The organism is Nitratireductor aquibiodomus NL21 = JCM 21793 (assembly GCF_000615975.1).
GTDB classification, from domain to species: domain Bacteria; phylum Pseudomonadota; class Alphaproteobacteria; order Rhizobiales; family Rhizobiaceae; genus Nitratireductor; species Nitratireductor aquibiodomus.
The window spans coordinates 18,319-44,628 of record NZ_BAMP01000030.1 but is presented as its reverse complement, the minus strand read 5'-3'; the positions used below and the strand labels follow the sequence as shown (position 1 = coordinate 44,628).

General features: G+C 61.6%; 20 protein-coding genes, 1 other RNA gene and 4 pseudogenes. 10 read left to right on the top strand and 15 right to left on the bottom strand.

Annotation, left to right across the window (positions count from 1 at the left end):
- Positions 1–17: 17 nt before the first annotated feature.
- From JCM21793_RS10595 to JCM21793_RS31465, 3 genes and pseudogenes are all read right to left on the bottom strand, one after another.
- Positions 18–614 carry a LysE family translocator gene (locus tag JCM21793_RS10595; protein WP_007007757.1) on the bottom strand — a complete coding sequence of 199 codons (597 nt, stop codon included), beginning with the start codon at positions 612–614 and terminating at the stop codon, positions 18–20.
- A 130-nt stretch (positions 615–744) separates the two neighbouring features.
- Positions 745–1,317 (bottom strand): acetolactate synthase small subunit, encoded by a 573-nt coding sequence (gene ilvN, locus JCM21793_RS10590; protein ID WP_007007756.1) that lies wholly within the window; start codon positions 1,315–1,317, stop codon positions 745–747.
- Positions 1,318–1,400: 83 nt separating this feature from the next.
- Positions 1,401–3,150: pseudogene (locus tag JCM21793_RS31465) on the bottom strand (acetolactate synthase 3 large subunit).
- Positions 3,151–3,553: 403 nt separating this feature from the next.
- On the opposite strand from JCM21793_RS31465, the gene JCM21793_RS10580 reads away from it, so the two are divergent.
- Positions 3,554–5,437 carry an ATP-binding protein gene (locus tag JCM21793_RS10580; RefSeq protein WP_025030333.1) on the top strand — a complete coding sequence of 628 codons (1,884 nt, stop codon included), beginning with the start codon at positions 3,554–3,556 and terminating at the stop codon, positions 5,435–5,437.
- A 146-nt stretch (positions 5,438–5,583) separates the two neighbouring features.
- Here JCM21793_RS10580 and JCM21793_RS10575 read toward each other — a convergent pair whose 3' ends face one another.
- Positions 5,584–6,366, bottom strand: coding sequence for a GGDEF domain-containing protein (locus JCM21793_RS10575; protein WP_025030332.1), 783 nt, complete (start codon positions 6,364–6,366; stop codon positions 5,584–5,586).
- 90 nt (positions 6,367–6,456) lie between these two features.
- Entirely contained in the window at positions 6,457–7,392 is a 936-nt protein-coding gene (gene miaA / locus JCM21793_RS10570; protein ID WP_025030331.1) for a tRNA (adenosine(37)-N6)-dimethylallyltransferase MiaA, read from the bottom strand.
- A gap of 30 nt (positions 7,393–7,422) precedes the next feature.
- Here miaA and serB point away from each other — a divergent pair, with 30 nt between their 5' ends.
- Positions 7,423–8,310: a phosphoserine phosphatase SerB gene (gene serB / locus JCM21793_RS10565; protein WP_025030330.1), complete on the top strand. Its 888-nt coding sequence runs from the start codon at positions 7,423–7,425 to the stop codon at positions 8,308–8,310.
- Positions 8,307–8,870, top strand: coding sequence for a GNAT family N-acetyltransferase (locus JCM21793_RS10560; protein ID WP_025030329.1), 564 nt, complete (start codon positions 8,307–8,309; stop codon positions 8,868–8,870). The genes serB and JCM21793_RS10560 overlap by 4 nt, the downstream gene beginning before the upstream one ends.
- 63 nt (positions 8,871–8,933) lie before the next feature.
- Here JCM21793_RS10560 and JCM21793_RS25305 read toward each other — a convergent pair.
- From JCM21793_RS25305 to JCM21793_RS28730, 7 genes and pseudogenes are all read right to left on the bottom strand, one after another.
- Positions 8,934–10,432 (bottom strand): annotated as a pseudogene (locus tag JCM21793_RS25305) (DegQ family serine endoprotease).
- Positions 10,433–10,605: 173 nt separating this feature from the next.
- A complete protein-coding gene (locus tag JCM21793_RS10550) occupies positions 10,606–10,791 on the bottom strand; it encodes a DUF2065 domain-containing protein (protein WP_007007749.1) in 186 nt (61 codons plus the stop codon).
- 12 nt (positions 10,792–10,803) lie between these two features.
- Positions 10,804–11,733 carry a protease modulator HflC gene (hflC, locus tag JCM21793_RS10545; protein ID WP_007007748.1) on the bottom strand — a complete coding sequence of 310 codons (930 nt, stop codon included), beginning with the start codon at positions 11,731–11,733 and terminating at the stop codon, positions 10,804–10,806.
- Positions 11,733–12,839 carry an FtsH protease activity modulator HflK gene (hflK, locus tag JCM21793_RS10540; protein WP_007007747.1) on the bottom strand — a complete coding sequence of 369 codons (1,107 nt, stop codon included), beginning with the start codon at positions 12,837–12,839 and terminating at the stop codon, positions 11,733–11,735. Before hflK ends, hflC begins: the two co-directional genes overlap by 1 nt.
- A 147-nt stretch (positions 12,840–12,986) precedes the next feature.
- Positions 12,987–13,481 carry a dihydrofolate reductase gene (locus JCM21793_RS10535; RefSeq protein WP_025030328.1) on the bottom strand — a complete coding sequence of 165 codons (495 nt, stop codon included), beginning with the start codon at positions 13,479–13,481 and terminating at the stop codon, positions 12,987–12,989.
- Positions 13,482–13,495: 14 nt separating this feature from the next.
- A complete protein-coding gene (locus tag JCM21793_RS10530) occupies positions 13,496–14,290 on the bottom strand; it encodes a thymidylate synthase (RefSeq protein ID WP_025030327.1) in 795 nt (264 codons plus the stop codon).
- A gap of 233 nt (positions 14,291–14,523) precedes the next feature.
- A pseudogene (locus JCM21793_RS28730) lies at positions 14,524–14,757 on the bottom strand (DUF2853 family protein); the annotation flags it as partial.
- 153 nt (positions 14,758–14,910) lie between these two features.
- Between JCM21793_RS28730 and ssrA the strand changes: the two are divergent.
- Positions 14,911–15,278: a transfer-messenger RNA gene (gene ssrA / locus JCM21793_RS28725) on the top strand.
- Between the two features lie 115 nt (positions 15,279–15,393).
- On the opposite strand, the pseudogene JCM21793_RS25300 reads toward ssrA, so the two are convergent.
- Positions 15,394–16,598: pseudogene (locus JCM21793_RS25300) on the bottom strand (multidrug effflux MFS transporter).
- A gap of 166 nt (positions 16,599–16,764) precedes the next feature.
- On the opposite strand from JCM21793_RS25300, the gene JCM21793_RS10515 reads away from it, so the two are divergent.
- The 4 genes from JCM21793_RS10515 (at position 16,765) to JCM21793_RS28720 (ending at position 18,546) form a co-directional block, all read left to right on the top strand.
- A complete protein-coding gene (locus JCM21793_RS10515) occupies positions 16,765–17,466 on the top strand; it encodes a TetR/AcrR family transcriptional regulator (RefSeq protein ID WP_081784688.1) in 702 nt (233 codons plus the stop codon).
- Positions 17,467–17,552: 86 nt separating this feature from the next.
- The gene (locus JCM21793_RS10510; protein ID WP_007007742.1) at positions 17,553–18,119 is read left to right on the top strand and encodes an SspB family protein; all 567 of its coding nucleotides are present in this window, start codon (positions 17,553–17,555) and stop codon (positions 18,117–18,119) included.
- A gap of 2 nt (positions 18,120–18,121) precedes the next feature.
- Positions 18,122–18,319 carry a DUF4169 family protein gene (locus JCM21793_RS10505; RefSeq protein ID WP_025030324.1) on the top strand — a complete coding sequence of 66 codons (198 nt, stop codon included), beginning with the start codon at positions 18,122–18,124 and terminating at the stop codon, positions 18,317–18,319.
- On the top strand, positions 18,316–18,546 hold the full coding sequence (locus tag JCM21793_RS28720; protein ID WP_081784687.1) for a ribbon-helix-helix domain-containing protein: 231 nt from the start codon (positions 18,316–18,318) through the stop codon (positions 18,544–18,546). Before JCM21793_RS10505 ends, JCM21793_RS28720 begins: the two co-directional genes overlap by 4 nt.
- Positions 18,547–18,580: 34 nt before the next feature.
- Here JCM21793_RS28720 and JCM21793_RS10495 read toward each other — a convergent pair whose 3' ends face one another.
- Together JCM21793_RS10495 and JCM21793_RS10490 are read right to left on the bottom strand one after the other, a co-directional pair.
- On the bottom strand, positions 18,581–22,378 hold the full coding sequence (locus JCM21793_RS10495; RefSeq protein WP_155983416.1) for an AsmA family protein: 3,798 nt from the start codon (positions 22,376–22,378) through the stop codon (positions 18,581–18,583).
- A gap of 207 nt (positions 22,379–22,585) precedes the next feature.
- Positions 22,586–24,004 carry an FAD-binding oxidoreductase gene (locus JCM21793_RS10490; protein ID WP_025030322.1) on the bottom strand — a complete coding sequence of 473 codons (1,419 nt, stop codon included), beginning with the start codon at positions 24,002–24,004 and terminating at the stop codon, positions 22,586–22,588.
- A gap of 124 nt (positions 24,005–24,128) precedes the next feature.
- Between JCM21793_RS10490 and JCM21793_RS10485 the strand changes: the two genes are divergently transcribed.
- Positions 24,129–24,617 (top strand): thioesterase family protein, encoded by a 489-nt coding sequence (locus JCM21793_RS10485; protein WP_007007737.1) that lies wholly within the window; start codon positions 24,129–24,131, stop codon positions 24,615–24,617.
- Positions 24,618–24,625: 8 nt separating this feature from the next.
- Positions 24,626–26,263, top strand: coding sequence for a chloride channel protein (locus JCM21793_RS10480; RefSeq protein ID WP_025030321.1), 1,638 nt, complete (start codon positions 24,626–24,628; stop codon positions 26,261–26,263).
- Positions 26,264–26,310 lie beyond the last annotated feature (47 nt).

Below are 26,310 nucleotides of genomic sequence, written 5' to 3'. Positions count from 1 at the left end.
GTTAATGGGTCCTGACCCTAGCGCAGCATTGGCCAAAGCGTTGCGGCCAGTGCCACACCCATGGCGATGTTGAACCATTTGAGGCGGACGGGATCGGCCAGAAAACCGCGCAGCGCGACCCCAAAGCCGGCCCAGACGGAAACGCTTGGAAAATTGACGACGACAAAGGCGAGCGCCACCAGAAGAACCGTGAGAAATGGTGCAGCCGGATCCGTGTAGACCGCCATCGCGGTCAACGCCATAACCCAGGCCTTCGGGTTGACCCACTGAAAGGCGGCAGCTTCCAGAAACGTCATCGGCTGGGACTTGCTGTCGCCCCCCTGACTGAGGGCCCGCGACATGGCGATGCGCCACGCAAGATAGAGCAGGTAAGCCCCCCCGGCGACTTTCAGCACCACATGAAGAGCCGGCATGGCCGTAAGCACCGCGCCGAGGCCGAAGCCAACAGCCAGAAGCAGCGAGGCAAATCCCCCTGCAATTCCAAACATGTGCGGAATGGTGCGCCGAAAGCCGAAATTTACGCCGGAAGCCAGCAGCATGAAATTGTTGGGCCCCGGCGTGACCGAGGAAACGAAAGAAAAAATCAGCAAGGCAAGGAAGACGTCGGGCGACATCCGTTTGCTCCCAGGCAGGAATCCGACAGAGGGTTTGAATGTCAGTATTATTGACCCGGTTTCCGGCGCAGGCCATTTGAAACTTGTCACCCTACGCCGAAAAATTGTCCCTTCCGCTGCCGGGAGGCCTCTACATGCCCTCCGGCCCGCGGTTCATCGCTGCAACGCCGGTACGGCAGACCTCGACAAGGCCAAGCGGCTTCATGATGGCGATGAACTGCTCGATCTTGGAAACGCGCCCCGTGATCTCGAAAATGAAGTGCTCCGTATTGGCGTCGATCACCTGCGCGCGGAAAGCATCGGCCAGACGGAGCGCCTCTACGCGGTCGTCGCCCTGTCCCCTCACCTTCACCAGCGCGAGTTCGCGTTCCATCGGGCGATCATGGCCACGCTCGTCGGCGACGACTGAAAGATCGATCACCCGGTGAACGGGCACGATACGCTCAAGCTGATGCTTGATCTGTTCGAGAACGTGGCCCGTACCGCGCGTCACGATGGTGATGCGCGAGAGATGCCGCTCGTGCTCCGTCTCCGAAACGGTCAGGCTGTCGATGTTGTAGCCCCGGCCGGAAAACAGGCCGATGACGCGGGCAAGAACGCCCGGTTCGTTGTCTACCAGAACCGCCAGCGTGTGCGTTTCGGCGGCTTCGGTCTCCTTGGTAATGAAATAGGCAGAGCCGGTGGGTTGTAGCTGCGCGTTCATTGCATGAATCTCTTTTGCAAAACCATCTTGTAACTGACTGAAAACAAAGCACCTTGCCGACCTGACAAGGCGCTCCGGCCCCGTCAGACCAGTTGCCGGCCCTTTTCGTCGATCGCGTTGGCGACCGCCTCGTCGCTGGCCTCGTCGGGAAGCAGCATCTCGTTGTGCGCCTTGCCGGACGGGATCATCGGGAAGCAGTTGGCGAGTGCCGCAACGCGGCAGTCGAAGATCACCGGCTTGTTCACCTCGATCATCTCGCGGATGGCATCGTCCAGCGCCGCCGGCTTGTCGCACATGATGCCGTGGCAGCCATAGGCCTCAGCCAGCTTGACGAAATCGGGCATCGCCTCGGTATAGGAGTGCGACAGGCGGTTGCCGTGCAGAAGCTGCTGCCACTGACGCACCATACCCATATACTGATTGTTCAGGATGAAGATCTTGATCGGCGCGTTGTGCTGGACCGCCGCACTCATCTCCTGAATGGTCATCTGCACCGAGGCATCGCCGGCAATATCGATCACCAGCGCATCGGGATGCGCGATCTGAACGCCCAGCGCCGCCGGGAGACCATACCCCATCGTGCCCAGGCCACCCGACGTCATCCAGTGATTGGGCGCTTCGAAGCCGAAATGTTGGGCGGCCCACATCTGGTGCTGACCGACTTCGGTCGTGACATAGACGTCCCGATCCCTGGTCAGTTCGTAGAGCCGCTGGATCGCGTATTGCGGCATGATCACATCCTCGTTCGGCCTGTAGGCCAGAGAATCGCGTGCCCGCCAGATATCGATCTGCGTCCACCATGGCTTGAGCGCGGCCTTGTCGGCCTTGGCCGTCGCACGCCACAGGCGCACGAGATCCTCGAGAATCCGGCCGGCGTCACCGATGATCGGCACGTCGACGCGGACATTCTTGTTGATTGAGGACGGGTCGATGTCGATGTGAATCTTGCGTGAGTTGGGAGAGAAAGCGTCGAGGCGTCCGGTGATGCGGTCGTCGAAACGCGCGCCGATACACAGCATCACGTCGCAATCATGCATCGCCATATTGGTTCATAGGTGCCGTGCATGCCCAGCATCCCGAGCCAGTTGTCGCCGGAAGCCGGATAGGCACCCAGCCCCATCAGCGTCGAGGTGATCGGAAAGCCGGTCAGTTCCACCAGTTCGCGCAGGAGATGGCTCGCCTCGGGGCCGGCATTGATCACGCCGCCACCCGAATAGATCACCGGCTTTTTGGCATGTGCCATCAGTTCGATCGCCGCCTTGATCTGGTTGATGTCGCCCTGCTCCTGCGGGCTATAGCTGGTGCGTGGCGCCGTCTGCGGCGGCGTGTATGTCCCCTTGGCGAACTGGATGTCCTTGGGAATGTCCACAACGACAGGACCGGGACGCCCCGTGGTCGCCACATGAAAGGCCTCGTGGATGATCGCCGCAAGCTGGTTCACGTCCTTCACCAGCCAGTTGTGCTTGGTGCACGGGCGGGTGATGCCGACCGTGTCGCACTCCTGGAAAGCATCGGAACCGATCAGAGCGGTCGGCACCTGGCCGCTGATGCAGACAAGCGGAATGGAATCCATCAGGCGTCCTGCAGCGGCGTCACAGCATTGGTGGCGCCCGGCCCCGAGGTCACCAGCATGACGCCGGCCTTGCCGGTGGCGCGCGCATAGCCTTCAGCCGCGTGACCTGCCCCCTGCTCATGACGCACGAGAATGTGCCGGACCTCTTCCTGCTGGAAGAGCTCATCATAGATGGGAAGCACCGCGCCGCCCGGATACCCGAAAATATTCTCGACCCCGTTATCCCTGAGCGCCTGCACGACGATTTCAGCCCCCGTCATCTCGTGATGGGCGGATGCATCCGCTGCTGGCTCCGACACTGCCTTGTTCATCTTGGTCTTTCCGTTCTGTCTGCCGGCCCATTCTGTCAACCGGCGAAGTTGGTTTAGCCGCCCGCTGCCCCCAAGGAAACACCGGGCCAATAAAAAAGGCCCCCGAAGGAGCCTGTGTTTCGCGCATGGGAGCTTTCGCCAGACGGCTACGCCGCCTTGCCCATGCGCCTTCCTACGATAAGAATGTTTCCTGTCATCATGGCTGCGCACAATAAGGTTGCTTGGCCGCCCCGTCAACCGGCTTGAGCAGACCAGTTGAACGGTCCTGTTTACCCCGCCTCAACCATCCGCAAACACAGGGTCTTAACCTTGTACGGCTATGGTTGGGGATTAGGGATAACGGGGTGGCATGATGTTTGTGGAAGGTGGAACAACGCAGGGTGAAACCACGTCGCAGGAACGACGCGCAGCCGATCAGCCGCGCAGGCGCCTGCTCGGCCATGTGGTTCACTGCGATGGCGCCCGCGCCACCATTGCCGCCGATACCGAGATCGACGAGCCCGGCCAGTCAAACCACTGGACCGTCGGCAAGATGATTTCCATCAACATGGGCGCGACCCGCACCGTCGGCCTCGTCTATGCCGTCGAACGACCCCAACACCGCTGGCGCGACGGCGAGGCCAACCCCATAGCAATCTCCGTCGAACTGGTCGGCGAAGTCCGCGACCGCGGCGCCGAACCGGTTTTCGATCGGGGCATCACCGAATACCCGCATATTGGCGCGCCCGCCCATCGCATCCGCTCACGCGACCTGCAGGCGGTCTACGATCTTGCCGGGCGCCAGCAGGCGGTCATTGGCAAGCTGTCGCAGGATGAAGCCATTGACGCCTGCATCGCCGTTGACGACACGCTCAACCGCCACTTCGCGGTGGTTGGCACAACGGGCGTTGGCAAATCCTCCGCCGTCTCGCTTCTGCTGCGCAAGACCATTGCCTCCCGGCCTGATCTGCGCGTGCTGATCCTCGATCCGCACAACGAATTTGCGTCTGCCCTGCCCGAACACGCCGTTCGGGTCGACACGAACACGCTTGACCTTCCGTTCTGGCTGTTTCGCCTCGAAGAATTGGTCGAGGTTCTGTTCCGGGGCCGCGAACCCGTCGCCGAAGAGGTGGAACTTCTCCGCGACCTCATTCCCAATGCAAAGCATCACTACCGCAACCCGGGCAGCGCGGCTGCTCTGCGACGCAACAATGATGGCGGTGGCCTGACAGCCGATACACCTGTTCCCTATAGGATGGCCGACGTCCTCAAGGAGATTGACGAACGGATCGGCCTGCTCGAAAACAAGGTGGAGCGACCGCTCTACCGCAGCCTCAAGGTGCGCATCGAAGCGGCCATCAGCGATCCCCGCTACCGCTTCATGTTTGCGGCGCGGGTCATCGAGGATACGATCCACGAAACGATCGGCAGGCTCTTCCGTGTTCCCAGCCATGGCAAGACGGTGACCTGTTTCGAGATGGCCGGCATGCCGCCGGAGGTGGTAAACTCCGTTTGTTCGGTCATGGCACGTCTCGCCTTTGACCTTGCTCTATGGAGCGAGGGCAAGCTCAATCTTCTGGTCGTCTGCGAAGAGGCTCACCGCTACATGCCGGCCGACCCACGGCTCGGCTTTGCGCCCACCCGGCATGCGCTGGCGCGCATCGCCAAGGAGGGTCGTAAATATGGCTGCTATCTCGGTGTGATAACCCAGCGCCCCGGCGAGCTTGACCCGACGGTGCTCTCACAGTGCTCGACGGTGTTCGCCATGCGGCTTGCCAACGATCAGGACCAGGCGATCATCCGCTCGGCAATTGCGGATTCGTCCGCCTCCATGCTCTCCTTCCTGTCTGCCATGGGCCGGCGCGAGGCCATTGCATTTGGCGAAGGTGTGGCGACCACCATGCGCATGAAGTTCGAAGCCCTGCCGCCTCACGCTCTGCCGGGCGTCCGGGACACCGAAAAGCAGAAGGTCTCGAACCCCGAGGAAATCGACCGGGCGGTGGACCTGGCCTCAATCGTCAGTCGCCTGCGCGATACCGGACGCTCGATGCGCACACAGGTGGAGACAGCGCCCAACATCGGCGCTCCTGTTCCCGCCGGGATGCAGGCTGGCGACCGGGGGTATGCCCCGGAGCCGTCCGAAACCACGACGCATTTGCGACCGGCCCCTTCCGCACCTGTGTCCCATGAGGCTCCCGGCAGCAGCCGCTATACAGGCGTGACACCCCAACCGCGGGGCAAATTCGGAACCCGCTGACGGGCGCCCCCCCTCTCCATTCCGAACGCCGGCCAGAGAGCTCATATCTGTGAGCTCATATCGCTACGGTTGGCATAGGCGCACGCAGGCGCAGGCCACGTGAAACTGGCACCCCGAAACCCGTTGAAGAAAAGAGCGGTTGCCGGTCAGGCGCAGACGCGGTTGCGTCCCAGACGTTTGGCCTCGTAGAGCATCTTGTCGGCACGGCGATAGAACTCTTCAGCCGATTCGCGACCGTTCCAGATCGACAGCCCGACACTGATGGTGACGCGGATGTTCACGTTCGATGACTCGATCGTCAACGCGTCGACCGCTCGGCGAATGCGTTCAGCCAGCTTCACCAGCGATTGATTGTTCATGTTTGGAGCAACGATGGCAAATTCCTCGCCCCCCATGCGCGCCACCACATCGTGATAGCGAGTCAGGTCCTTAAGGCACCGCGCCACCGCGCGAAGCACCTCATCGCCCACATCGTGACCATGTGTGTCGTTGACCTGCTTGAAGTGATCGAGATCGAGCACCATCAGGCCGACCGGCTTTTCGATGCGGCGGAATTCCTGCAGATACTCACGCAGTGCATCATCGAAGAAACGGCGGTTCTGCATTCCCGTGAGGCTGTCGGTTAGCGCGGCATGCTGGAGGGATTCGGATCGTGCACTCAACGTCTCCGTCATCGCCCGCAGCTTCCCCTCCTCCTGCACCTGGGTGCGGATCAGCGGGTAAATGAAGAACATGCCGAAGATAGTGGCCGTGGCGAGCAGCACACCCGTAATGAACAGAAGCTGGATGAAACTTCCGAGATCCTGAGGGACAGGAAAAGTGGTGATACCCGAGCGCAGCAGCCAATAGGCATAGGCAAGCAGTCCCCCCGCTCCGAGAACGAGCGAAATGAATACAAAAAACGCCGACTCCGCTTTGTGGAAACGCATGCTGGCCCCGAACGACACCCTTTGCGCCGTTCTCGCACAGTCTCACTTACGCAAGGTTAATCTCCACAGGTAGAACTGACAGACTTTGGACTATTCCAGATTGTTTCTTATAAGCTTGAGAAGTTCATCGGCTGATCCTGCTTGCGACCCGATAGGAAGCCTTAGCCAGTCCTCGTCAAGCTGATGCCGAAACCAGGTTGCCTGCCGCTTGGAATAGCGCCGCGTGGCCGTCTTTGCCCGCATGATGGCATCTTCCAGAGAACACTCGTTTCGCAGATATGCGGCCAGTTCAGGGACCCCGATCGCCTTCATCGCCGGCAGGGCAGCGGAAAGATCGAGTGCGAGCAGAGACCGCACCTCGTCGAGCGCCCCCTCCTCGACCATGCTGTCGAAGCGGCGCTCTATGCGTTCGGTGACAAAAGCGCGCTCGGGTTCAAGCACAATACAGGTGCATTCGCTTTTTTTGACCAATGGCACCGTCGTCTCATTCTGCCACGTGCTCAGCGCTCTGCCGGTTGCATCATGAACTTCCAGCGCCCGCGTGATGCGCTGCCCGTCCGTGACACCTATTGCCTCTGCGGCGGCGGCATCGCGTTCCGAAAGAAGGCGATGAAGCGCTTCCGGCCCTTCGTCCAGAAGCCTCTGCCGCCAGTGGTTTCGCACGTCCTCGGGCACTGGTGGCGTCGGCGCGATCCCATCGAGGAGTGCACGAAAATAAAGCCCCGTGCCGCCAACGAAAATCGGGCGACGGCCTGAAAGACTTCTCTTTTTTGCAAGCGCTGCCACATCCTCCAGCCAGGCGCCGGTCGAATAGGCGACGGGAGGCGGCACGTGGCCGTAAAGATGGTGCGGAACCTTGGCGAGATCGTCCGCGCCCGGTCGGGCCGAAAGGACGCGAAGCACATCGTAAACCTGCATGGAGTCGGCATTGACGATCACCCCGCCCGTTTCCATGGCCAGGCGCAGCGCCAGCGCGGACTTGCCGCTGGCGGTTGGCCCAGCTATCAGGATCGCATCATTCAGCATGCCCGCCACCCAACACTCCGGAAAGCACTCATGTCCCTCGTTGCCACACTCATCTCCCATCCGGCGAAGCGCGTACTCACACCGGACGTTGCGACTATGGCCATGAAGGCGCTCGATGCAAGCGCGATCGACTGGCTGGGGGAAAACCTTGCCTGTGACATCGCCCTGAAGCCTGGACTGGAGATCGCGGCAACAGAAGCCCTCCTGCGTGAAGCCCTTGCCGGCGCCCCCGTGGACGTGGCGGTGCAGGAAGCGGAAGGCCGGCGCAAAAAAATGCTGATTGCCGACATGGACTCCACCATGATCGACCAGGAATGCATTGATGAGCTGGCCGCCGAACTCGGGCTGAAAGATGCCGTTGCCGCGATCACCAGCCGCGCCATGAACGGCGAAATCGACTTCGAACCGGCTCTGGAAGAGCGCGTTGCCCTGCTCAGGGGCCTTCCCCTCGACGTGATCGACAGCGTGATCGAGGAGCGCATCACGCTTGCCTCTGGCGGTCCGACGCTTGTTGCCACCATGAAGGCAGCCGGCGCGTTCACCGCGCTCGTTTCAGGCGGGTTTGAACAGTTCACCGGTCCCGTCGGCGATAAGCTCGGCTTCCACACGCAGCAGGCAAACCGGCTTCTCATCGAGGAAGACAAGCTTAACGGCAAGGTCGCAAAACCCATTCTGGGCCGCGCGGCCAAAGCGGAAGCACTCGACCGTTTCGCCGACGAGCACAGCCTGACACGGCAAGAGGTTCTGGCTGTTGGCGACGGTGCAAACGACCTCGACATGCTGGGGTTGGCCGGGCTTGGCGTGGCCCTTCATGCAAAGCCAGCCGTCGCCGCTCAGGCACGCGTGCGCATCGACCATGGCGATCTGACGGCGCTTCTCTTCCTTCAGGGCTATCGCGAAACGGAGTTCGTCACATGAAACCGTTGGAGACCGAACGTCTGATACTTCGTGACTGGCGCGACGAAGATCGCCCTTTCTTTCATCGCGTCAATTCCGACGAAACGGTGATGGAGTTCTTTCCGTTTCGCCGCAATCGGGAAGAAGCGGACGCGATGATGGACTTCATCCGTGAAGGCATCGCGCAAAACGGCTTCGGTTTCGCTGCAGCGGCGCTGAAGGAGACCGGCGAGCCAATCGGCTTTGTCGGTCTGCATCGGCCTTCGGGCCTTTCCAACCTGCCGAAAGGGACAATTGAGATCGGCTGGCGTCTGGCTCCGGAGTTCTGGGGCAAGGGATATGTGACGGAAGCCGCCCGCGCCTGGCTCGCATACGGCTTTGAAACGCTTGGCCTCGATGAAATCGTCTCCTTCGCTGTGGTCGACAACGACCGCTCCATCGCCGTCATGCGCCGCATCGGCATGCGCCATGATCCGGCGGGCGATTTCAATCACCCGGGCGTCCCGGACAGCCATCCGCATCTCAAACCGCATGCACTCTACCGGCTGTCACAGGCAGATTGGCGCACCCGGCAGGGATAACGAAACGGCCCGGTTGCAATCGCTTCCGGGCCGTTTTTTATCTGCTGCAATATTGTTGAGGGGTCAGTCCATCCGCAGTGTCACGAAGCGCAGCTCCCCGTTCTTGGAAGCGAGCATCAGAAGCGCGTTGCGGCGGCCCTGCCCTTTCAGTTCCTCCAGTCGGTCCAGAGCCTCCTTGGGGGTCGAGACGGTGGCCTGAGCGATTTCCACAATCACGTCGCCTGCCGTCACACCCTTTGTGGAAGCGGGCGAATCCTCATCCACTTCGGTGACGACGACGCCATTGACGTCGGCGGAAATCTCGAACCGTTCGCGCAGCTCGTCATCAAGTGCCGCCATGTGCATGCCAAGAACGGCTGCAGATGACACCACGTCTGCCTCACCTTCGGATTTGTCTTCCTTCGTTTCAGCGGAAGCCAGTTTTTCGCTGTCTTCCAGCCGTCCGAGCGTCACCCGCACAGTCTCTTCCTGACCCTTTCGCACAACCGTGACGTCGACTTCCTTGCCAACCGGGCTCTCGGCACAATGCGCGGCAGCTCACGCACATTCTCGACGGCCTTACCGTCAAACTCCACGATCACGTCGCCGGGCTGAATGGAACCATCGTCCACCGGACCACCTTCGATGACGCCGCTCACCATCGCTCCCATGGCTTTTTCCATGCCCAGGCTTTCGGCGATTTCATCGGTGACTTCCTGAATACGCACGCCAAGCCAGCCGCGCCGCGTCTCGCCGAATTCGCGCAACTGATCGACCACCTTGATCGCCAGTGCAGAAGGAATGGAGAAGCCGATTCCGATAGAGCCGCCGGTCGGCGAAATGATGGCCGTGTTGATGCCGATCACCTCACCGTCCATGTTGAACAGCGGGCCACCGGAATTGCCACGGTTGATGGCCGCATCCGTCTGGATGAAATCGTCATAGGGACCCGACCCGATTTCGCGGTTGCGCGCTGAGACGATGCCGACCGTCACCGTGCCGCCAAGACCGAACGGGTTGCCGATTGCCATGACCCAGTCGCCGATCCGCATCTTGTCGGAATCGCCGAACGGAACATCCTGCAGCTTGCGTTTGCTGGCATCGACCTTAAGCACCGCGAGGTCGGTTTTGGTGTCGACGCCCAGCAACTCGGCGTCGAGTTTGCCACCGTCGGTGAAATTGACCACAATTTCGTCGGCGCCGGAGATGACATGATTGTTGGTAACGACGATGCCTTCTTCCGCATCGATCACAAAGCCGGAACCAAGGGACTGCGCCTGTCGCGGCTCATGATCCTGTTCAGGCTCGTCCTGGAAGAAATCGTCGAAAAACTCCTGCAGCGGTGAGCCTTCCGGCAGCTTGGGCAGCGGGACACGGCCCGACGCACCGCCACCGGTGGAGCGGGAAGTGGAGATGTTGACCACCGCGCCGGCAAGCCGCTCTGCAAGGTCTGCCACCGAAGCCGGGCCTTCCGCCCGCGCCTGCTGGCTCAGGATCACCGGCGTCGAGGTGAGACCGCCCAGCGCAATCAGAGCGGCCACTGGTGCCACCCGCGTGGCGCGTAAAATCTTCGTCGGGATCATTGAGAGCATTTCTCCAGATGGCTTGCGTGGTGGAACGGCCCGTAGTCGGAATGGAATCTTAGGCGGAACACTGCCCGAATTCCATTAACAGGCATTTCACATCTGCATGATCGAGCCTGATTACGGCACGTTTGCGGCCCGCATGGAGTTTCCATACGGGCCGCAAATTAGATTTATCCTCGAACGAGCCAGACCACGACCACCCCAAGAACCATGGCGGTGATACCGGCCGTGCGCAAAGCGCTGTCCGGCATGTCGAGAACCTGTTCGGCAAGCCGCCTGGCCAGCCTCGGCATGCCGCCATAGACCAGGCCCTCGATAACGAGAACCAGGCCCAGGGCGGCGATGAAGTCGCTCATGCCGGCCGCCGGTTACTGGCCGGCGGTCGCGCCCTGCGCGGCCGGTGCAGAGCTACGCGCGCCACCACCGCTCGAGTCGTTGAAGAAACGGAAAAACTCCGAATCGGGCGACAGAAGCATCGTGGTACCGCTCGGGTCGAGCGCCTGCTGATAGGCATTCATCGAGCGATAGAACTCGAAGAAATCCTCATCGCGCGAGAACGCCTCGGCGAAGATACCGTTGCGCTCCGCTTCGCCTTCACCGCGCAGGATCTCCGACTCGCGCTGGGCAGCCGCCAGGATTTCGACGACCTCACGGTCAGCACGGGCGCGAATGCGTGCGGCAGCCTCGCGGCCACGTGCGCGCAGACGCTCGGCTTCTGCCAGACGCTCGGCCTTCATGCGGTCGTAGGTCTGTTGCGAGACCTCCGCCGTCAGATCGGTCCGGCGAATACGCACATCCTCGATTTCAAGTCCGAGCGAAGCCGCAGCAGGCCGCAGTTCTTCGGCAACTTCACGCATCATCGATGCACGCTCTTCCGAAAGCGCCGCCTCGAAGCCACGCAGACCGTAGACACGACGCAGGGCAGCATCGAGACGCGTGCGCAGACGCTGCTCGGCCAGCGCAACACTGCCCGAAACAGTCTGTCGGAAACGGCGGGGATCGTTGATCGAATAGGCGATGAACGCATCCACTTCGTAGAACTTACCGCCCGAAACCTGCACGCGGATGTCATCGAGATCGAAGCGCAGGATGCGGTCTTCGATGATCTGGACATTGTCCGCCTCGAGGAATGCGAAAGGCAGTTTGAAGTAGAGACCGGGTTCGGTCTTCACATCGACGATTTCACCGAAGCGAAGGACGATGGCCTGCTGCCGCTCGTTGACGACGAAGATCGCCGAGTAGACCAGGAAGAGCAGAACCGCGCCGATAACGACGAGTATGGGAAGACGGTTGGACATCAATTGCTCCCTCCCGCGGTTCCACGCGGCTGCTGCTGCGATTGCTGGCGAAGTTCGGGCAAGGGCAGATAGGGCACCACACCGGGGCCGCCATTCTGCTCGACAATCACCTTGTTCGAACCCTGCAGCACGCCTTCCATCGTCTCCAGGAAGAGACGCTTGCGCGTCACCTCGGGAGCCTTGGCGTATTCATCATAAACGGAGATGAAGCGCTGCGCCTCACCTTCGGCTTCCTGAACGACACGGTTCTTGTAGGCGGCCGCCTCTTCGCGGATCTGCGCGGCTTCACCGCGCGCCTGGCCGAGCTTCTGGTTGGAGTACTGGTTGGACTCCTCGACAAAGCGGTCTTCATCCTGCTCGGCACGCTGCACCTCGTCGAACGCGTCAGCCACTTCGCGCGGCGGTGCGGCATCCTCGATCGAAAGGGCATTGACCGTCAGCCCCGTGCCGTATTCGTCGAGCGCGGTCTGGATGGTCAGGCGCACATCTTCTGCGATGCCCTGGCGGTCGTCACGGAAGATGTCCTGCGCCGGACGGCGCCCAACCACCTCACGCATGGCGCTCTCGGCCACCTGGCGAAGCGTCTCGTCGGGATTGGCGACGTTGAACAGGTAGGCGGAAGGATCAGCGACCTGATAGGCCACGGAAAACTTCACATCGACGATGTTCTGATCGCCCGAAAGCATAAGGCCGCTCGAGGCCCCGCCCCGCGTCTGGCCGATATCGACAAGCCGTTCGGCAACGGATGCCTTCTCGACGGTCTCGATCGGCCACCAGTGGAAATGCAGGCCCGGCTCGGAAAGCTCCGGCTTCGGCTTGCCGAAACGCAGCTCAACGGCCAGTTCGTCCGGCTGCACCGTATAGACGGACTTGAAAAGCCACAGACCTGCCAGCGCGATCAGCACCAGGCCGATCATCGCCGGGCTGACGCCGCCGCCACCAGGCAGCGCGCTCTTCAGGCGATCCTGGCCACGCTTGATGATCTCTTCCAGATCGGGCGGAGATCCCTGCGGTCCACTCGGCCCACGCGGCCCCTGATCCCAGGGGCCTCCGTTATTGCCGCCGCCCCAAGGGCCGCCTCCGCCACTTTGATTGTTCCAGGGCATTCTTGTTCCTTTTCTCGATCCGGGTTCCGTCCGCCGAGGACAGCTCTCCCATCCGGTCAGTTATAGGTAGCGGCAAATCCTCTTTCAACGCGGCAGCCCGCCGCGTTTCCCACTCTTTCAGCGAAAAGAGAGCCCTGCCCTGCCTCTTCAGCGTCGTTGGTAGACCACATAGGAGGTGGCGTAAACGTCCTTTTCGCCGGCAGGCACCTCCTCGCGAGACACCTCCTCCCAGATTTCAGGGTCAATTTCAGGGAACACGGTGTCCCCTTCGATCTGCGCATCCACATGGGTGACATGCAGGCGGTCGGCCTTGTCGATCGCTTCCGCGTAGACCTGCCCGCCGCCGATGACACAGACATCTGCACCCGCCTCGCCACCTGCGGCAAGTGCAAGCGCGACATCAAGCGATGACACGCATTCAGCGCCTTCGGCCGTATAGTCCGCCTGCCGCGTGACGACGATGTTGCGCCGCCCCGGCAATGGCTTGCCAATGCTCTCCCAGGTCTTGCGCCCCATGATTACGGGCTTGCCCATGGTGATGGCCTTGAAGCGCTTGAGATCGGTCGAAAGCCGCCACGGCAGATCGCCGTCACGCCCGATCACCCCGTTTTGCGCCATCGCAACGACCAGTTCGACACTCATCAGACCCTCCCCGGTCAAACCGCGATCGGCGCGCGGATCGACGGATCCGCCACATAGCCATCAAGCCGGAAATCCTCGAACCGGAAAGCGAAGAGATCGGTGACATCCGGATTGATCCACATCGTCGGCAGTGGCTTCGGCGTCCGCGTCAGCTGCTCGCGCGCCTGATCGAAATGGTTGGAATAAAGATGTGCATCGCCCAGCGTATGCACGAAATCGCCAGCGCGCAGCCCCGTCACCTGGGCCACCATCATGGTAAGAAGCGCGTAGGAAGCGATGTTGAAGGGCACGCCGAGAAAAATATCCGCGGAGCGCTGGTAGAGCTGACAGGAGAGCCGCCCGTTGGCTACATGAAACTGGAACAGGCAGTGGCATGGCGGCAGCGCCATGGAATCGACCTCCGCCGGGTTCCAGGCCGAAACCACATGCCGCCTCGAATGAGGGTTGTCACGCAGGCCTTTCAGAAGCGCCGCAATCTGGTCGATCTGCCCGCCATCAGGTGCCGGCCACGAACGCCATTGCGCGCCGTAGACCGGGCCGAGATCGCCCTTCTCATCCGCCCATTCGTCCCAGATCGAAACGCCGTTTTCTTTCAGATAACCGATATTCGTGTCGCCCTTCAGAAACCACAGCAACTCGTGAATGATCGAGCGCAGGTGCAGCTTCTTCGTGGTGAGGACCGGAAATCCCTGCTCCAGATCGAAACGCATCTGATGGCCGAAAACGCCGCGCGTACCGGTTCCCGTACGGTCGTCACGGTCGACGCCGTTTTCGAGGACATGGGAAAGAAGATCGAGATACTGGCGCATGGCGGTCCGATTCGGGCTGGCGTTATCGCCGCATCATAAAGCAGGCTACCGGCACGGAAAGTACAGGCACTGCGAATATCGGTCTCGTCCACACGCGCAAATGAAAACGCCCCCACCCGGCAGAGGAGGCGTTTGGAGGTCACGTCGCGTGGCGGCTCAGAGGCTGGACAGTTTGCCAGATGTTTTGCCACAAGATAATAGAAGGTCACACGGCCCTTCGAATTGTCGCCGGACATCGTCTCGCAGACCTTTTCGATGATGGAATCGCATTTCGCGCCGTCGGTTTCGCCGAGCTTCTTCATGCACCAGCTCTCGCGCACGCGATCGAGTTCGCTGGAATCGCTGCAAGAGACCAGAGACGAGTCCCTGTTGCGCAGCGCGATGCCAAGATGCTTCACGATCTTGTTGACGGTCTCTTCGTCAGCGGTTGCATCATATTTGCGGACATCCGCGAGATAATCGGCCATGACTTTTCCCTCGTTTCAAATCGTGGGCCCCCTTCGACACGATCCGGCCACCAACGCAACCTCAACGTTTGCCAAAGTTCCTTCCCACACCGTTGCAGACATTCCGCAAAGCATGACGTCAAGTCAATGCCGAAACGCCTTTTCGCCAGAATCCCCCTTTTCTTGGTGCGGCTGCCCCACTATATTCGCTTCGTCGGCTTGACCGACTATGGCGATAAACTGACGGTGTAATAAACCATTCGGACCCGGGGGCAGTGCCCGGCGCCTCCACCAGAAACCGCCCAGGGCAATCAGCCCACAGACGGCTTCTGATGGGGGCGAAACAGGATCGACGAGGGTGTAAAGATCGGACTTTCGCTCGGCATGATACCACCGTTATCGGGTCAAACCAGTAGTTGCAAACGACAACTATGCGGAGGCACGTCTCGCTGCTTAATGCGGTGCGACAGCTTCACTTAAACTCCTGAGGGTTCGCACTTTCAGGCGGGGTTCGAAGGCACCTGGCAACAGAAGCCTTCACTTTTCCCTTTCTTGGATATATCAATTTCCGCCTTCCCGGCGGGCATCGGGCTTTTGCGCGAAAAAGAAAGCGCCCGAGCGCCCTTCCAGAACCCACCCTGTCAGGCACACCCGACCTCACTCTGCGGCAGCCCTCGCAGGCTGTTCATCGCGTCCCAGCGTCAGATGGGTCAACGCAAGCGCAAGCACGGCACACACGGCAATGCTGGTCACCATCGGCAATGGCGTTCCGTCAAAGAACAGGCCCGAGATGGCCATCGCCATGGCCCCGATGGCAAAATGCAGTGTTCCCATAAGCGCCGAGGCCGTGCCGGCTATGGTGCCATGATCATCCATCGCAAGCACCGAAGTCGTCGGAATGACCAGGCCCAGGAACCCGTAGCCGACGAAAAGAAACGAAGCGAGCACCCAGAGTGACTGCAGGCCGGATGCCATCACCGCCAGCAGGGCCACAATGGTCGTCGCATATGAGATGACCGCAACCCTCACCACTCGGCGCAGTCCATAACGCTCGGTCAACCGCCCGGTAAGCTGCGACATGGTGAAAAACGCCACCGCATTCATGGAAAAGAACACGCTATAGAGCGTCGGCGTCAGCCGTAGTGGTCGATCAGCACAAACGACGAATTCGACAGATAAACGAAGAAGCTGGAAATGCCGAACCCGCCGATAAAGGTCAGGCCCATGAATTTCCGGTCGCCCAGGAGAAAACGATACCCGGCGAGCGCGCTGCGCAGCGAACTCCCCTTCCGTTCCCCGACGGGCCTTGTCTCCTTCAGGGCAGTCGCCAGAAGGAAAACACCCAGGACTGCCGCAATGGTCACCGACCAGAACACCGCCCGCCAGCCGAGGGTGGCGATGATCACGCTGCCCGTGAGCGGCGCCAGAATGGGCGAGATCGAGAAGACCAGCATCAGGAGAGACATCAGCCGGGCCGCTTCCGTTCCGGTGTGAAGATCGCGCACGACCGCGCGCGGCACCACCATGCCGGCCGACGCGCCCAGCCCCTGCAGGAAACGAAACGCGATCAGCATCTCGATGCTCGTCGCCAGCGCCGAACCGATGCTGCCGATGATGAAAACAGCCAGCCCCGCATAGAGCGGTGCTTTGCGGCCCACCATGTCGGAAATCGGCCCGACGATGATCTGCGCCAGTCCCATCGACAGAAAAAACACCAGAAGAGACATCTGCACCGCCACGGTGTCCGCATTCAGATCGGCGCCGATCGACGGTAGCGCAGGCAGATACATGTCGATGGCGAACGGCCCCACAGCGGTCAAAAGGCCAAGTACCAGCGCGATGCGCAGGAATCTCGAGGTCATGGATTTGCACTTTCAAAAAAGATGGCTGCCACAACGGGCGTCAAACCAAAGACGAAAGACTGGGGAGAGGCCCGACATGGCAGAGCAAAAACAGCGCGGGCAACAAACCTGATCTTGATTGACTATATTTTTGGACAGCCTTGTCTAATATGTCAATCACACATATATGTTTTTCATGCATGTGATCAACGCTACTGACAGGCTCCCGACACGCGGACACGCCGCCAAGCGCCTGTCCATTCTGGAAGCGGGTGCACGGGTTTTCTGCCGAGAAGGCTATACGGGCGCGAACATCGACATGATCGCCGCCGAAGCCGGCGTTTCGCGGCAAACCGTCTACAATCACTATGGCGACAAGGACAGGCTTTTCGCCGCTGTGGTCACCGAAATCACCCAGCGTTGCAACGCACGCAGCTTCGAGGTGCTGGCGACCTTTCCGGATCAACCCGCGGACCTTGAAGACGAACTCATCGCCTTTGCCATGCGCCTGACGCAGAAATGCGTGTGCGACGAAGATGGCAAATATCTTCGCAAGCTCATTCAAAGCGAAGGGGAACGGCATCCTCACCTGTTTGCAGGCTGGCGCACGGAAGGACCGGGCAAGGTCTGGTCTGCACTGGCAGCCCGTTTCGCCCGTCTTGCCTATGCGGGGCATCTCGAACTTGACGACCCCGACGTCGCCGCGCGCCAGTTCATCGCCCTGGTGAACGCCGAGCTCCATATCCCCGCCCTTTTTGGCGAGAAACTGGAAAACGACCAACTCCGGGAAGTAACCACCCGCGCGGTCAAAACCTTCCTGCGCGCCTACCGCAGGAACGGTAAAGAGGGCCAGGAAACGACCCGCGTCAGCAGGGCTCTCCCCGCCTGACGTAGCGGAACCCGTCTTTTGCCGGTTTACCTGAGCGCGGTCCTTGATTAGAGGTAGGTCAAAGATTCACAAACCGGTTCGCGTTGATGGCCGAAGACCGCATAAGATACGATATTCTCGCGCAGGACGCTCTACGCGGCGTGATGCGCAAGGTGCTGGCGGAAGTCGCGCGCACCGGACTGCCCGGTGAGCATCACTTCTTCATCACCTTTCTCACCAACGCTCCGGGTGTGCGCGTTTCCTCGCGCCTGCGCGAGCGTTATCCCGAGCAGATGACAATCGTATTGCAGTATCAGTACTGGGATCTCAAAGTGACCGAGACCGGCTTCGAGGTCGGCCTGTCCTTTGCGGATGTTCCCGAAATGCTGAGCGTGCCTTTCTCCGCCGTCCGGGGATTTTACGACCCGTCGGTGAATTTCGAGCTCGAGTTCGACGTAAAGCCAGAGCAGAGCGAACAGACGGCGGACATCACCGAGGTTCACCCGGAGAACACTTCGGAAGAACCGCAAAAGCCCGCAACAAAGAAGAAGCCTGCGAAAAAGGCCAAAAAGGACAAGGCGGAAGCCGAAGCCGAGCCCGTGCAGGAGGATGCGCCGGCATCCGAAAGCAAGGGAGCGGAAGTCGTCTCGCTCGACGCATTTCGGAAGAAGTGACCATGGGCGAACTGGTCAATCTCCGGCAAAGGTGCAAACGCCGCGCCCGCGAAGAGAAAGAGCAGCAAGCCACTGAAAATCGCATCCGCCACGGCCGCACCAGAGGCGAGCGCGCACTGGAAGAGAGTGCGAAGGCGGGTCTGGTCGCACGGCTAGACGGACACAGGCGCGAAAAAAGCAGGGACACCGAACCCGAATGAGCCGGATCGCCAAGCGTTCGGTCAGCATTCGCGGACACCGCACAAGCGTCTCTTTAGAAGAGCCTTTCCTGGAAGAACTGGAAGCGATCGCCCGGCGCCGCAAGATGTCGCTTGCCGCCCTCATAGCCGAGGTTGACGCCCAGCGGGACGAAGAAAGCAATCTCTCTTCCGAACTCCGTCTCTACGTGCTTCACGACCTGAAAGCCCGCACGTCCCGACCCGGCTGACCATCAGATCATCGGACCGAAAGGTGGAAGCGCTTCAGTTGACGCCCCCGTCGGTCCCCAGAAGCTCCCGGAGCCGGTCCGGCGAAAGGTTCTTTGAGCGGAAAAACTCCGAAACCGCGTCGGGAGAATTCGCCCCCTCCGGTGCCTCCAGCGGGGCACGCTCGACTTCACGCGGCGCAACGTTCCCCTCGGGACCGCGCCGCTCCTGGCGCTGGAGCGCTTCGGCTGCCCGCGCCGCCTCTGCGGCCCGGCGTGCTGCTTCAGCCTGTTCTTCCGCCCGGCGGCGGGCCTCCTCTTCCTCGCGCTTCAGGCGAAGCTCGCGCTCAAGCCTCTGGCGTTCGGCTTCAGCGCGCTCTCTTTCGGTCTGAAGCGCTGCAAAGTAACGCGTCTCGCGGCGCAGTCTCTGCTTCTCCAGAAGCACCGATTGCATTCGCTCCACCCGCACCTGCTCACGCTCCAGAGCACGCTGAGTCAGGAACTGCGCAAGCGGCCCCACCGACAGCTTCGACCCCACATCGCCGAAAGGTCCCGAAGCCGTGACATCCACACGAGGCTCCGCACCCACAACGGATTCGAGACCGGGATCGAAAACCAGCGCCCCATCCGTTGCAACCGTCATGGACTGCAGATCGGCGGAGGCTGTCGTTGTCAGCGTCGCCCTCTCGGCCTCAAGCCGCATGGGCGGCGTGCGCGCCACGCCGCCGGCGATGGTGAAGGCAAACTCGGTGCTTCCCACCTGGAAACGCCCGTCGCGGATCATTGCGGGCGCAAAAACCTCTGTCTTTGCAGTGTCGATCTCATTGCCCAGCGCATCCGCCTTTTCGAGGATCATTGCCAGTGCATCCGGGTTCAGCCCCCGAATGCTCAAATCCTTCAATGTTGCAGAACCCGACCCCGTCAACGCCGACGCCATGCCGTTCACTGTCTTGCCGCTGGCGGTAACGCTGGCACGGGCGCTCAGCCGTCCTTCGAGGCTCCCCTGCGGCATGAGCGCTTCAAGCGCCGTGTCATTCAAGCCGATCTGCGCTGTCAGAAGCCCCGTCCCGGCATTGTTCTTCAGCGTGGCAAACCCGTCGATCGAACCGTCGAAGGCCGCCGCCTTCAGATCGGAAACCGTCAGCCCTTCATCGTCGAGCTTCAGCTTCAGGCTTGCCTCCTGCCCGGCGGAAAGGAACCCCGCCCAGAGCGCGTCTGTCCGCAGTTCGAGATCGGCCGAAAACGGAAAATCGACATCGCTGCCGAAAGGCTCTTCGGGCCACGCCCCGCTTTCCTCGCCCGAAAGCACATCCGGCCCCAGCACGAGTTCCGCCGCCGGTGCAAGGTCGAAACGCGCCATGCGAAGCGCTCCGTCGATACGCGGCTTGCCGCCATCGAGCAGAATGTTGAAATCACCGCCCACGTCGCTGCCGGCCACGGCTCCGGCAAGTCCGGAAAGAACCACGACCTCCTCGCTCCACTCGAGCGCGGCTGCGAGCTCGACAGGCAATCCGAGGCCGAACCCCGGCAGCACGACACCGCCCGCCGCCAGCCACGGTTCGATATCGGTGGTCTCGATGCGCACTTTACCGTCGAGAGACGGAGCGGAAAGCGCATTGGCAAGCCCCCCGTCGAACGAGGCATCAAGTCCGTCGCCCGTGACAGTCGCCTTTGTCCTGACCGCATCCGCCAGCGAACCGGCAGCAGAGAGTTCGAGCCGGGCCTCTCCGACAAGGCCGAGCGGAAGCGCCGGCAATCCGGCGAGACCGTAGAGAACCGCCGCATCGTCGTTCCTGGCCGTGACGGAAAGCTTGAAATCCCCCTGAAGCAGTTCTTCCCGGGGACTGCGGTCGGAAAGCGAAAGACCGATATCGGTGCCACCGGCAACCCCTTCCGCGCTCACCGCAAGCCCGACAGTGCCGTCATTGTTGTCGGCAGCACTTGCGATGAGGTTGATTTCCGCATCCTCAAAAAGACCGGGAAAGCCCTGCGCCCGACGGGCTATGGCTTCGAAGAGCCGGTTCTGGGGAAATCTGCCGGCAAGCATCACCGCAAGGTCCGCCAGATCGGTCGACAGGATGGTCGCATCGATCTGTCCCGTGGGCGCCGTGGAGAAATCGCGAATCTGCCCCGTGGCGCTGAGCTGGGCGCCGGCGAGACCGCCGAGCGTCAGGCGGTCGATCTCGAGCACGCCAGCGCGCAGGCGCAGGGCCGTGTCCACTGTTTCAGCCTTCAACCCCTCGGCCGAGACAGGGCCCGCCTTCACGGCGAGGTCCACGTCATGGCCGGCAAGCCTGTTCACGCCCGCATCGTTCACGAAGAGCGACATGAAGGCTTGAATACCGTCGAGATCGAGCGCCTCCCCGTCGAGCGCGACCTCCAGAGAGGGCTTTGCATTGTCCGGTTCGCGCCGCTCCACGCGCCCGTTGAAGCGCGCATCGCCAAGAATGAGTTCCAGCGCCTCGAAGCTTTGTGTGCTGCGCGAAAGGTTCACATCCGCGCTGAAGCCGGCCGACGGAAGCCGGCGGATGGCATCGTCCACATCGCGCGAAACCCATGCGGCAAAGCCCGATGGCTGTCCGATCGCAAGCAGCATGTGTCCGTTGAAGGCAAGGGTGTCGCTTGTGGTGAGAAGACCATTGGCCTCGAACTGGGTGCGCCCCGGCAGGGTCGCCGCCACTGAGCCGATCGACCAGCCGCCCTCCGCCGGCTCCGCCCGCAGTTCGATATTGCGGATCGTCGTATCGCCGGCCACGATCGCCGGCAGGTTGATCGAGACTTGGCCTGGTATGCCCGGCGCCGGCAAAGCGCGCATCAGACCGGCAAACGCATCGAAGCGCGCGTTGAGATCAAGTCCGGCGATGGAACCGCCCTGCCCCTCCTCCGGTTCGAAACGAAGCTGGGCGCCATCCGCCTCTATGAGAAAACGCGGCGCATCGCCAAAATTGAGGCTCGCCCGCCCTTCGGCGCGGTATGGCGCATCGACCGGTCCGGTCTCGAAGCGAAACATATCCACCGCAAGCCGGTCGTGCCTCAGGTCGAAACTGCCCGACAGGCGGTTGGTCGCCGCTGCCGTGGTGAGCGCCAGTGGTCGCTCCTCTTCCTCGCGCAGGGCGGCCATCGCCTCCCGGGTATAGGTGTTGAGCGCGAACGTACCGTCATAATAGGCCGCTCCATCGTCGATATACGCCTGACCGTCCGTGGCCAGCCTGATCGGCGCTCCCTCGGGCAGAGCGTCGATCCGCAGCCGCATGCGCCCGTCATCGCCCAGCGTTCCCGTCGAGACGGAAATCCCCATTGGCAGACCGTCAAACGCGAGCGACCCTCCAATCCGCCATGGCCCCGCCAGGGTGCGCGCCGAAAGCTCCGCGTCTATATCGGAAACCTGATGAACCTGCCCGCTCGCAGCGTGGCGCAGCGTGACCGAACCATCGACGATGGTGACATTCTCGAGCGTCACCTGGCGCGGGTCGAACGGTCCGGAAGGCCGCACGGCCCAGTCGATGCCGCCATCTGCGGCGACCGCGATGCGCGCCCGCGGCCGCGTGAGCTGCATGTCGAAAATCAACACCTCGCCGCGCAGGAACGGCGCAAGCTCGGCATGCATGGAGAATTCATCCACCGTCATGCCCGGCGCATCCGGTGTCTCGCCGGCCACGACCACATCGGTGAAAGTCAGCGAAGGAAATGGCAAAAGCCGCGCCCTTGCGCTGCCCTCCACCCGCACCTCGCGGCCCAGCACCCGTCCCGCTTCGCGCTCGAAAGCGGATCGGTAGTGATTCCAGTCGATGAAATACGGGGCAACCAGCGCCGAGGTCAGCGCCAGCACCACAAGTCCACCGAAGAATACAAACAGCCGGGCCAGTTCGCTCTCCCTGGTTAAAACGCCTGTTCTTCTACACTAGAGCATCGGACCGGCAAGTGGAATCCGGTATTCGGGCTATTCCGGTGCTCCATCAATGGTTTAGATCGTTCTTTCTGCGCCCCGATCAGTGCAGCTCGATCCGATGCGGTCCAGCGGCATTAAAGAGGCGGTCGGCCACATGGTGGCACAGGGAGACGCTTATATGCGCCTCGCCCCGACGATTTTTCCCGGGTTCATGATGTTGAGCGGATCGATCGCCTCTTTGACCGCCCGCATCACATCGACCGCGTCTCCGAGCTCTTCTTCCAGAAACCGCATCTTGCCCTGCCCGATGCCATGCTCCCCCGTACAGGTTCCATCCATGGCGAGTGCCCGCTTGTTGAGCCGCGCCACAAAGGCCTCCGCCTGCTCGATCTCCTTCGGGTCCTCCATGTCCATCAGAACGAGAACGTGAAAATTACCGTCACCCACATGGCCAAGCACCGTCGCCATCAGCCCCTCCCGGGCAATGTCGGCTTCGGTCTCCACAATGCATTCGGCAAGCCGCGAGATCGGCACGCACACATCGGTGGAAAGCCCGCGCGTGCCGGGCCGCAGCGCCACACAGGCCCAGTAGGCATTGTGGCGCGCCTTCCAGAGCCTGGTGCGCTCCTCGGCGACACTCGTCCATTGAAACGGCCCGCCACCGAACTCCTCCGCGATCTCACCAAAGGTCTCGGCCTGCTCCTTCACACCGGCATCGCTGCCATGAAACTCGACAAACAGGCACGGGCTTTCCGGATAGCTCAGATCGGAATAGGCGTTGATGGCCTTCATGGCGAGCGCATTGACGAATTCGATACGTGCGACAGGCACACCCATCTGGATCGTCGTAATGACCGCCTGGCAGGCTGTTTCCACGTCCGGGAAGGGACAGACACCGCCTGAAATGGCCTGTGGAATGCCGTAAAGCTTCAGGGTCAGCGCGGTGATGACACCCAGCGTCCCTTCCGCTCCGACCAAAAGCCGCGTCAGGTCATAACCCGCCGAGGTTTTGCGCGCGCGGCGTGCCGTTGTGATCAGCCTGCCGTCCGGCATCACCGCCTGCAGGTTCACCACATTGTCACGCATCGTTCCATAGCGCACCGCATTGGTGCCGGAGGCGCGCGTGGAAGCCATGCCGCCCAGGCTCGCATTGGCGCCCGGATCGATCGGGAAAAAGAGACCCGTGTCGCGCAGATAGTGGTTCAGATCCTCACGCGTCACACCCGGTTCGACCGTGCAGTCCAGATCCTCCGCATTGACCGAAAGAATGCGGTTCATGTTCATGAGGTCGAGCGAGATGCCGCCGCCCGGCGCATTCACATGCCCTTCAAGCGAAGACCCGGTTCCGAAAGGGATGACGGGCACGCGGTGCTCGGCGCACATGCGCACCACCTCCTGCACCTCCTCGACGGTGCGGGGCGCGAACACCGCATCCGGCAATTGTGGAGGGATGTAACTCGTGGAATGGGCATGCTGTTCACGCACCGAATGGCCGGTAACAAGACGCTCCCCGTAGCGCTGACGCAAAAGGTCCAGCACCAGCCGGATGCCTTCGTCGTTCCGCAAAACCTTTTCCATTTCCGCCAGCGCCATTCAGCTTCTCCAATCAGGTGGTCCAACCCTTGCCGCACAGGATCGTTTTCGTTTCTATCCGAATCTGCCGCAAGTCGAACACAGTCCGCAGTCTAGGGACAGAACCCAGGGATACAGAAAAACAATGCCAGACGAAGCGCCGCACCGCTCACGTATATTCGAACTGCAGAAAGACTGGATCGACTTCAACGGCCATCTGAACATGGCTTATTATCCGGTTCTTTTCGACCGTGCCTATGAAGAAGTGTCGGAGGGGTTCGGCATGGGTGCCCGATACGCGGCTGAGCGGCAGCTCACCACCTATACGGCGGAAATCCACCTCTGCTACGTGCGCGAGCTTCATCTCGCAGACAGGGTTCGCGGCACCTATCAGCTTCTCGATCATGACGAGAAGCGCCTTCATTCCTATCAGGAGCTGCGCCACGCCGAAGAAGGTTGGCTGGCCGCCACCTGCGAAACGCTCACGCTGCATATCGACATGTCAGGCCCGAAGGTGACCCCGTTCCCCGCCGATGTGCTTGAACGCGTTGCGGCAATGCGCGCACTGCATAAAACCCTGCCCGAGCCTGAACGCGCTGGCCGTTCAATCGCCATCCGCCGCCGGACGCGTTAGGCTCAGGCATGCCCCTGTTCAAGCTGATACAGCGCCTGCCACAGATTTTGCGAACCTGGATCGAGCCGAATGTCAGCGCATTTCTTGAAGCGCGGCTTCCGCTGGTCTGGCTCCTGTCGCTGTTTCTCGGCCTCGCAGTGGCGATTGCCGCCATCGCCTTTCGTGAGCTGATCGGCTTTTTCCAGCTCTTCTGGCTGGGAACACGCTCAGAGCGCGTGTTTACCGCGGCTCTTGCCCTGCCCTGGTACTGGATCATGGCCGGGCCCATGGTGGGCGGCCTTCTGGTCGGCATTCTGCTTACGCGTCTGGAAGCCCGGCGCACCGGCGCCGTGGCCGATGTGATCGAGGCGCGTGCATTGTCGGGGCGCAAACTTCGGTTTCGTGAAGGCTTGCTCTCCGCCTTCGTCACCGCCCTGTCGCTCGGCTCGGGCGCGAGCGCCGGACGCGAAGGGCCGGTGGTCCATCTGGGAGCGGTGCTGGCGACGGCGATTGCGTGGCGTGCCCATCTTCCGGAGTGGTGCCGGCGCACCCTTCTGGGAGCAGGCGTAGCCAGCGCGATCTCCGCTTCGTTCAACGCGCCCATTGCCGGTGTCCTCTTTGCGCATGAAGTCATTCTCGGCCACTACGCCATGCGCTCCTTCGTGCCGATCGTCATCGCCTCAGCTGCAGGTGCTGTTGCATCGCGCTTATGGTTCGGCAGCGCTGCCGCGTTTCTTGTACCGACGCACCAGATCACCTCGTTCTGGGAGTTCCCCGCTTTCGCCCTTCTGGGCGTCACGGCTGCCGTGGTGGCGATCCTGTTCCAGTTCTCGCTTTTCGTTTCTGATTACGCGGCGCGGGGCATCCGCATCCCGCTCTGGACGCGACCCGTCGTCGGCGGTCTCATCGTCGGCGGCATCGCCGTGGTGTTCCCGCACGTGCTCGGCGTGGGCTACGAGATAACCGACATGGCGCTGTGGAACCGCCTCCCGCTCATGACCATGCTGGCGCTGATCGTCGTCAAGACGGCCGCGACGTCCATCACGCTTGCAATGCGCTTCGGCGGCGGGATCTTCTCTCCCGCCCTCTTTCTGGGCGCGCTCACGGGCGGCGCGTTCGGCATCATTGCCGCCTCCGCCTTTCCCACCATGGCATCAAGCGAAGGACTCTACGCCATCCTCGGCATGGGAGCCGTCGCAGGTGCTGTCCTCGGCGCCCCCATCTCCACCACCGTCATCGTCTTCGAACTGACCGGCGGCTACGAACTCTCCATCGCGCTCCTGCTGACCGTCGCCGTCGCACATGGCATCACCCAGACCATCCACGGCCATTCCTGGTTCCAGTGGCAGCTCGAAATGCGCGGCCTGTTCCTTGTGGAAGGCCCTCACCGGGCTCTCGGCCAGACCATCCGCGTCATGGATTTCATGGAACCGCTGGATGAAGAAGACGAGCCCGTCACCTACGACCCGGAAACCGGGGCTCCATCGCTCAGGCCAACCGATACGCTAGAGGCGTCTCTGCGCGCATTCGACAAGGGAGGCCATGACCGCCTGCCGGTGGTCGATCTGAAGGATTCTTCAAAGGTCATCGCCTTTGCGAGCCACGTCCGTGCGCTGCGTTTCTTCAACCGCGCACTCGTGGACATGAGCGAGGAAGAGCACCGATAAGCGTTGTCTTCCAGGAGTTTGGCCGCCCGAAGCGAGGAAGAAGGTTT